2 protein-coding genes and 1 pseudogene are annotated in these 9187 nt (G+C 70.0%); all 3 read right to left on the bottom strand.

Going from position 1 to position 9187, the window contains the following annotated elements; genetic code table 11:
- Window positions 1-6897, bottom strand: a 6897-nt coding sequence (locus tag NL1_RS34795) for a non-ribosomal peptide synthetase (protein ID WP_156095189.1), incomplete at its 3' end; no start/stop codon positions are given.
- A gap of 377 nt (window positions 6898-7274) precedes the next feature.
- Window positions 7275-8999 carry an apolipoprotein N-acyltransferase gene (gene lnt, locus NL1_RS34790; protein WP_067848911.1) on the bottom strand — a complete coding sequence of 575 codons (1725 nt, stop codon included), beginning with the start codon at window positions 8997-8999 and terminating at the stop codon, window positions 7275-7277.
- A 2-nt stretch (window positions 9000-9001) separates the two neighbouring features.
- Window positions 9002-9187 (bottom strand): annotated as a pseudogene (locus NL1_RS34785) (amidohydrolase); the annotation flags it as partial.

The following is a 9187-nucleotide window of genomic DNA, read 5'->3' as shown; positions in this document are numbered from 1 at the left end:
CCGGCCGTCGCGGCGCGCCGCGTAGGCCACCGCGAGGTCGCGGGTCAGCGGGCCGAGCGACCAGCCATCGGCCGCGATGTGGTGCAGCACGATGCCGAGCTGGTACTGCTGAGCACCGGTGTGCAGCAACGCGATTCGCAGGGGGGTGTCCCTGGTCAGATCGAAGCCGCCGCGCGCGAGCACCCGCAGCGCGTCCTTCGCGCCCGCCTCGTCGACCGTGATCGGCGCGACCGAGGGCAGCGCACGGCTGATCGGCAGCACCAGCTGCTGGGCGCCCCCGCTGTCCTCCGGGTACACGGTGCGCAGCACCTCGTGCCGCTCCACCAGGTCGGTGAGGGCCGCGCGCAGTGCCGCCACATCCAGATCGCCGTCGATTCGAATGACGAATGCGATGTTGTAGGCACTCGATTCGGGCGAGAATCGATTCAGGAACCACAGTCGCTGCTGCGGCAGCGACAGCGGGATGCGTCCCGGACGCGGGGTGTGAACAGCCAGCGGCACCCTTTGCGTCCGGGGCGCTTCCGCTATCTGCGCCGCGACGGCGGCGACCGTCGGCTCCTCGAACAGCGTCCGCACCGGCAGATCCACGCCGAACTCCGCGTGCACCGCGGCCGCCAGCCGGGTGGCAAGCAGCGAGGTGCCGCCGATGTCGAAGAAGTTGTCCTCGGCGCCCTCGACCGGATGCCCGAGCACCGTGCCGAACACGTCCGCCACCCGGATCTCGGTCTCGGTGCGCGGCGCCCTGGACGGACCCGCGGCCGCGAACACCGGCTGCGGCAAGGCCTTTCGATCCAGCTTGCCGGACGGGGCCACGGGCAGCTCGTCGAGCACCATCACCGCGGCGGGCACCATGTAGCCGGGCAGCAGCTGCCGCGCGGTCTCCACGATCGCGGTCGGCGTGACGAGTTCGGCGCCTGTCTCCGCTGTCACGTACGACACCAGGCGCGGGTCGCCGTGCTCGCCGATGTGCACCATCGTCAGCGCGAAGCTCACGCCGGGGTGCGCACGCAGCGCGTGGTCGATCTCGCTGAGCTCGATGCGGAAGCCGCGAATCTTGATCTGGTCGTCGGCCCTGCCGAGGAAGCGCAGGCGCCCCGCCGGGTCGGCGACCACCAGATCGCCGGTACGGTACATCCTTTCGCCGCGCCTGCCGTGCGGGTTCGCCGGGAAGCGCTGCGCGGTCAGGCTGTAACGCCCCAGGTAGCCGCGGGCCAGGCCGGGGCCGGACAGGTACAGCTCGCCGGGGGTGCCGGGCGGCACCGGGTGCAGGCGGCCGTCCAGCACGAACAGGCGCATACCGCGCACCGGCATGCCCAGCGGCACCGGACGTCCCGCCGCCATCGGGCCGGACGCGGTCGCGGCGACGGTGGCTTCGGACGGTCCGTACATGTTGTGCATGCGGTGCCGCGCTGCCCAGGTCGCCACGAGCTCCTCGGAGCACGCCTCGCCGCCGACGATCACGGCCTCGAGCTCGTCGAGTCCCTCGTCCGGCACGGTGGCCAGCGCGGCGGGGGTGATGAACGCGTGCGTGACGTGTTCGGTGCGCAGCAGTTCCGCGAGCTCCGCGCCGCCGTACATCCCGGCGGGAGCGACCACGATGGTCGCGCCCGCCGCGAAGCCGAGCAGCAGCTCGAGCACCGACGCGTCGAAGCTGGGCGAGGAGAAGTGCAGCGTGCGCGCGGAATCCGTGACGCCGAACAGATGCATCTGCTCACTGGCCAGCGACGCGATACCGGCGTGGGTGACCACGACGGCCTTCGGAATTCCGGTGGATCCCGAGGTGTAGATCAGGTAGGCCGGGTGGCTGCTGCGTAGCGGGTAGTGCCGGTCGGCATCGTTGACCGGGGCGATGGACTGGGCGTCGCATTCGGAGGCCAGTTCCGCCGAGCCCAGCACCAGCCAGTCGACATACGACTTGCGGTGCCGCCCGCGCGGCGCGGGCCATTCGGGCATGGCGGCCAAGCACTCCGGGATGGTGAGGCCGAGAATCGCGCCGGAGTCGGCGATCATGTGCCCGATCCGCTCGGCAGGGTAGCTGGGATCGATCGGCACATACGCCGCACCGGTTTTCGCGACCGCCCAGACCGCGGCGATCGAGTCCAGGCTGCGCGGCAGCGCGATGGCGACCACGACCTCGGGTCCGGCGCCGTGCTCGATCAGCACGCGCGCCAAGCGGTTCGACATCTCGTCGAGCTCGCGGTAGGTGGTGTCCTGCCCGGCGTAGCGCACCGCGACGGCCTCGGGCAGGCGTTCGGCGGTGGCGGTCAGCAAGCGCGCCAGTGAGATCGAGGGCTCGGCGGGCGCCGCCGAGATCGGCACCAGGTTGGCCGCTTCCCTGCGGTCGAGGATGCCGATGTCGCCGACCGGCTTCTCGGGCGCCGCGACCGCCGCGGTGAGCAGTGCGACGAACCGCCGCGCGAAGTACTCCACCGTACGCTCGTCGAAAACGTCGGTGGCGTAGCCGAATTCGGCCGTGAGCGGTCCGTTGCCGAAGCTGTCGTGCACCTCGAGCTGCAGATCGAACTTGGCGACGTCGGTCGCGAGCGGAAGCACGCGCGCCGTCACGTCCGGCAGATCGATGGCGAGTTCCGGCGCGCGGTCGTAGGACAGCATCACCTGGAACAGCGGGTGTCGTGCGGCCGACCGCTCGGGGTTGACCACCTCGACCAGCCGTTCGAACGGCACGTCGGCGTTGGCGAACGCGTTCAGGTCGGTTTCGCGGGCCACGTCGAGCATCCGGCCGAAGCCTGCCGCGGGGTCGACCTCGGTGCGCAGCACCAGGGTGTTGACGAACATGCCGACGAGATCGTCGAGCGCCGGATCGGAACGCCCGGCGATCGGGGTGCCGATGGCGATGTCCGTGCTTCCGCACAGCCGGGCCAGCAGGGTCGCCAGCGCCGCGTGCAGCACCATGAACATGCTGACGCCGCGGCTTGCTGCGAGTTCCGCTGCGGCACGGCTGAGTTCGGCGGAGATCGTGAAGGCGACCCGGCCGCCGGAGGTGGATCGACGCAGCGGGCGCGGGCGATCCAGCGGCAGATCGAGCTGATCGGGCAGCCCGGCCAGCTCATCGCGCCAATAGGTGAGCTGACGGCTCAGCGCGCTCGCCGGATCGTTCTCGTCGCCGAGCAATTCGCGCTGCCAGAGTGCGAAATCGGCGTACTGCACAGGCAGCGGCGTCCACTGCGGGACGGCGCCCTCGGCCCGTGCCGCCACCGCGGTCATCAGGTCGTCGGCCAGCGGAACCACCGACCAGCCGTCACCGCAGATGTGGTGCAGCACGATCAGGAATACGTGCTGCTGCGGGCCGGTCTGCCACAGGGCGACCCGGATCGGGGCCTGGCTGCGCAGATCGAAGCCGTACCCGGCGAACTCGGTGGCCAACGCGGTCACGTCGGCGCCGACGGCGTCGATCGGGTCCAGGGTGAGCGGGATCTCCGCGGCCGGGTGGATCAGCTGATACGGACCGTCGACCGCCTCCGGGAACGTGGTGCGCAGGCTCTCGTGGCGTTCGATCACGTCGACGAGGCCTGCGCGCAGCGCCGCGTGGTCGAGCGGTCCGTCGAGGCGCACCGCCAGCGGCATGTTGTAGGCGGCCGCGTGCTCGGCGAAGCGGTTCAGGATCCACAGCCGCTGCTGAGCCAGCGACAGCGGAATCCGTTCCGGCCGTTCGGCCGGAACCAGCCGCGGCGAGCGGGTGTCCGGGATGTGCGAGGCGAACCGCTGGGTGAGGGCGACGACCGTGGAGGCCTCGAACAGGTCCCGGATGGTCAGCGCCGTGCCGAGCGCGACGTTGATCCGCGCCACCGCGCGGGCGGCGATCAGCGAGTTGCCGCCGAGGTCGAAGAAGCCGTCCTCGAGTCCGATCTCGTCGATACCGAGCACCTCGCTGAAGATCGCGGCAAGCGCATGCTCCACCTCGGTGCGCGGCGCGGCGGTGACCGGCATCGTCCTGGCGACGAGCGTCGGCACCGGCAGCGCCTTGCGGTCGATCTTGCCGTTGGCGCTGAGCGGCAGTTCGTCGAGCTCGATCAGCGCCGAAGGCACCATGTAGGAGGGCAGCGTGCGCCGCAGCGCGGCCATCAGGGTCGTGGTGTCCAGGGGTTCGGAGCCGGCGCCCGACCCGGCGACCACGTAGGCCACGAGTTCGTCGCCGGTGCGTCCGGAGTGCGCGACGCAGACCGCCCTGGCAACACGATCGTCGTCGAGCAGCGCGGCCTCGATCTCGCCGAGCTCGATGCGCAATCCGCGGATCTTCACCTGGAAGTCGGTGCGGCCCAGGTACTCCAGCACGCCGCGGCCCTCGGCCGTCGGCTCGAGCTGCCAGCGGGCGAGATCGCCGGTGCGGTACATGCGTGCGCCGGGCGTGAAGGGGTTGGCCACGAAACGGTCGGCGGTCAGCCGCGGCTGACCGAGGTAGCCGCGGGCCAACTGCACGCCTGCCAGGTACAGCTCGCCGACGACACCGGGCGCGACCGGGCGCAACTGGGCGTCCAGGACGTAGGTCTGGGTGTTCCAGACCGGCGAGCCGATCGGCACGGTCTCCGGAGCGGCCGGGCACGGCCAGTAGGTGACGTCGACGGCGGCCTCGGTGGGGCCGTACAGGTTGTGCAGCTGGGTTCCGCGCAGCACCGCGTCGAAATCACGGACGGTCGCGGCGGGCAACGCCTCGCCACTGCAGAACACCCGGCGCAGGCCGCCGCAGCCGCGCACATCGGTGTCGATGACGAACACCGACAGCATGGATGGCACGAAATGCGCCGTGGTGATGCCCTTTTCGGCGATCACACGGGCGAGGTAGCCGGGATCACGGTGACCGTCCGGCGTCGCGACCACCAAACGCGCACCGAGCTGCAAGGGCCAGAAGAACTCCCAGACCGAGACGTCGAAGGTGGCGGGAGTCTTCTGCAGGACCGCGTCGGTGTGGTCGAGCGGGTACTCGTGCTGCATCCAGCGCAGCCGGTTCACGATGGCCGTGTGCGATACGCCGACGCCCTTGGGCTTTCCGGTGGAGCCGGAGGTGAAGATGACGTAGGCCAAGTGCTCAGGGAGCAACGGCGTCGGCCGGTCGGCGTCGGTGATCGGCGCGGCATCGTAACCGGAGGTGTCGGCGGTGTCGATCATCAGCACCGGGGCGTGCACCGGCAGCGCGAGGCCATCGCGCTCGGCGCCGATCACGCAGACCGGCTGGGCCTGGCGGAGGATGCTGTCGATGCGGTTGGCGGGGTTGTCGGGGTCGAGCGGCAGATAGGCCGCGCCCGCCTTGACGATCGCGTACATACCGACGACCAGCTCGATGCTGCGCCGCAGGCACAGGCCGACGACCGTGTCGGGACCCGCGCCGCGGGCGATGAGCAGCCGTGCCAATTGGTTGGCCTGCTCGTCGAGTTCGCGGTAGGTGAGCGTGCGCCCCTCGAACTCGAGCGCGGTCGCCTCCGGGGAGATCGCGACGCGGTCGGCGAACATCTCGGCCAGCGTGCCGTCCTCGACCGGCGCCTCGGTGGCGTTCCAGTCGCGCAGCACGAGCTCGCGTTCGGCGTCGGTGATGGCGCACAGCGATTCCGCCGAGGTCTCCGGCTCGGACTCCAGGAATTTACCGAGGAAGTCGAGGAAGCGGCGGTGGTGCATGGCGACTTCGCCGTCGGCGTACAGCCTCGGGTTGGCCTCGAAATCGACGTGGATGCGGCCGGCCTCGCCGTTGTAGAGGTTGATCGAGAGGTCTTCCACCGGCCCGGTGGCGAGCACGTGCAGCGAGCCGGTCAGATCGCCGAACTTCAGCTCGTCGTGGAACAACATGATGTTGACCATCGGCCCGAAGAAGCCGCGCGCGTCCCTGGAGTAGCCGCAGTCGCGCCGGATGTCGTCGTGCCGGTAGCGCTGGTGCCGCAGCGCGCCGGTGATCTGCAGTTCGGTCTGGCGCACCACGTCACCGATGGTCGTGTGGGCGTCGAACCGCAGGCGGATGGGTACCACGTTCGACAGCACGCCCGCCGAACGGCGCAGCGCGACGGTGGTCCGCGCCGCGACGGGAAGGCTCAGCACCACGTCCGAGTCGCCGATCACCGAGTGCACGTAGCACGCGAGCGCCGCCACGAACAGCGTCGAGTTGGGCGTGTCGAACGCCGTGGTCGCCGTGATCATGGCGGCGTCGGAGTGGTCGTCGAGCGTGCCCTTGGCCAGGTGCCTGCCCGGGTCGGGGGTCGAGGTGGTGACCGCGACATTGGACAGGCTGAGCGGCCCGCCCACGTCCGAGAGCTGCTCGAGCCAGTAGTCGCGGTCGGTGCGGAACCGCTTGGACTCGCGGTAGGCCGACTCGTCGGCGTAGATCTGCGCCAACCCCGTCGCGCGCGAAACCGACGGATCGGTCTGGTTCTGCACGGCCGTGTAGATCTCCGCCGTGCGGGCCAGCGCGTTCATCGCGCCGTAGCCGTCGATCACGATGTGATGCCCGCGGGCGTACCAAATGTAGTCGGATTCGCCGATCCGCAGCACCACGTTGATTGTGAGTGGATCACGTTCCAGATCGATGGGAGAGCTGGCGTGCTCGGCCATCCAGCGCAGCGCGGCGCCGCGCGGGTCGGGCTCGCCGCGCAGGTCGATGCGGCCCCAGCCGGGACGGCGGGACCAGTCGACCATCTGGTGCGGTACACCGTCGATCTCCGCCATCCGCACGTGCCCGACCTCGGTCTCGGCACCGAAACGCTCGATCGCGTAGAGCAGGCACCCGACGTCCAGATCTCCGTGGATCTCGACATATTGGGCGATCGTCAAGGGTACGTCGGGTCGAATCCGCTGGGCATACCACAGGGCCGTCTGCGCTGGGGAGAGAGCGAACGGTTGTGCCGAAACTTCACCCGAAGTGCATTGGTCGACGCGATCGGTGGCCAATGAACTCATTCATCACTCCGTTCTGCCGCAACTGACGCAACTCCCCGACCCCCCTACGGCGGCCACGCACGCGCGAGCCGTAGGACGTGTGATCCACGCCCTATGATTCGGAGCACCCCAGATGCCGGATGGCCGACGTATTGGATTTGTTTCACATCGAACGACGTTGGCAGAACGTCTTTTTCGTCAGCTACATTTCCGCAAACTTTGGCGTCGAGCGGCGTCGCGGACCGGAAATGCCCAGGTCCGACGGCTGACGCCGCGGACAGGATCGACCTCGTGATGCACGTCAGCTAACAGCGCGCAACATCACGAACAGGCTACGGAGGCCTCGCCTGTCCCGGAAAAGACCGGATGTTCGGTTGTCGAGGAGATCGTTATCCAGGTCAGCCGACCGATTGGTCGACCGAAAAGCCCTGGTCGGTCGCGTAGACAGACCGCGACCTCCGCCGGCGGGACCATGCAACAACGACGGCGGCCGCGGTCAGGATAGCGGAGACCCATTCCGGTGCGGCGCCGATTCGAGTAGCCAAAGTGGTGCTGCTGCGCAGCGGCAGGTCCGCGACGAGGGCGGCGGGCACGAAGAGTTCGGTCTGCTGCGGCACCGCGCCGTCAGCGGTGACGATCGCGCTGACGCCGGAAGTCGCGGCGACCACCAGCGCCCTGCCGTGCTCCACCGCGCGCACCCGGGACATGGCCAGCTGCTGGTAGGTCATCTCGCTGTCGCCGAAGGTCGCGTTGTTGGTCGGCACGGTGAGCAGCTGCGCTCCGGCCCGCAGCGAATCGCGGAAGGCCCGGTCGAAGGCGACCTCGTAACAGGTCGCCACGCCGATGTCGATGCCGTCCGCGCGCACCACACCGTCGCCGTCGCCGGGCACGAAATAGCCTGCCCGGTCGGCATATTCGGAGAACAGCCGGAAGAAGGAACGCATCGGCAGATACTCGCCGAAGGGCTGGATGATCTTCTTGTCGTGCCGCTCCCCCGGGCCCGCAGCGCCGTTCCACACGATCACCGAATTCGTCGTGGTGCGATCGCCGTTCACGAGCACGGCGCCCACCAGGATCGGCGCCTGGACCGCCTCGGAGGCCCGCGTGATGAGCGCCGCGGCGTCGGCGTTGCGCAGCGGATCGATGTCGGAGGAATTCTCCGGCCAGATCACCACATCCGGCTGTCGTACCCGTCCCGCGGCGACGTCCTCGGCCAGCTGCTCGGTGCGGCGGACGTGATTGTCCAGCACGGCACGTCGCTGCGCGTTGAAGTCCAGGCCGAGCCGCGGCACGCTGCCCTGGATCGCGGCGACCGTGATCGTCCGGTCACCGTCATCGGGGGCGGGCAGCGCGGACCGGAGGATCACTCCGGCGATCGGCATGATCGCCAGAGTTGCTGCCGCGGTGACGATTCCGGCCCTCGTTGCGCGGCTCGCCCGGCGCTGTGCCGAGCTCGCCGAGTCGTCGGCCGCGGCCTCTTCCGCCGAGTTCGGCTCGCGCGCAGTGATCTTCGACTCACCGTCGGTGATGGCGCGCCCCGGCGCGTTCGCCGCCCGCAGCATCGCCAGCCGTTCAACCAGTGCCGCGAGGCCGGTGCCCGTCAGCGCCACCGCGAACCCGATCAGCGGCGCGCCGCCCACCACGGCCAGCGGCAGGAACCAGCCGTCCGCCTGCCCGAAGGCCAGCCGCCCCCAGGGGAATCCGCCGAACGGAAAACTCGAGCGGAACCATTCGGTGACCACCCAGGCCAGCGCCACCCACAGCGGCCATCCGGGCAGCCGCCCGACCACGGTGGCCAGCAGGCCGAACAGTCCGACGTAGACCGCGCACACGGTGGACAGCGCCAGCCATGGCAACGGCCCGACGTAGATCCCGGTCCACGGCAGCAGCGGCACGAAAAAGCCCAGCCCCGCGAGCATTCCGTAGCCGAAGCCGCCACGCAGGCTGCCCGCACCGCGCACCGTGGCGGTGAGCACGGCGATGCCGACCGGCGCGAGGAACCAGAACGGCCGCGGTGGAAAACTGCCGAAGAGAAGCAGTCCCGCGATCAGCGCGGCGAGGGCGCGCGCCGCCACGCCGCGGAGGTGTTCCGATGCGACGCGCGTACTCGCCGGGCCGAGCATCGTCATGCCTCGAACAGAGTGACGCCGCGATGCACGGTGCGCAGGCACCGCGGCAGCGCCGAATCCGGTTCCAGCGGAGGCAGTCCCGGCACCCGCGAGCGCGGGTCGGTGGACCAGCGTTGCACCGAGTCGGCGGCCGCGGCGACGACGAGGTCGGCGGCCTCCCACACCGCGTAGGAGGCGGGCGC

The organism is Nocardia lijiangensis NBRC 108240, assembly GCF_001613045.1.
GTDB lineage: Bacteria > Actinomycetota > Actinomycetes > Mycobacteriales > Mycobacteriaceae > Nocardia > Nocardia lijiangensis.
This window is presented reverse-complemented; position numbering and strand designations above follow the sequence as displayed.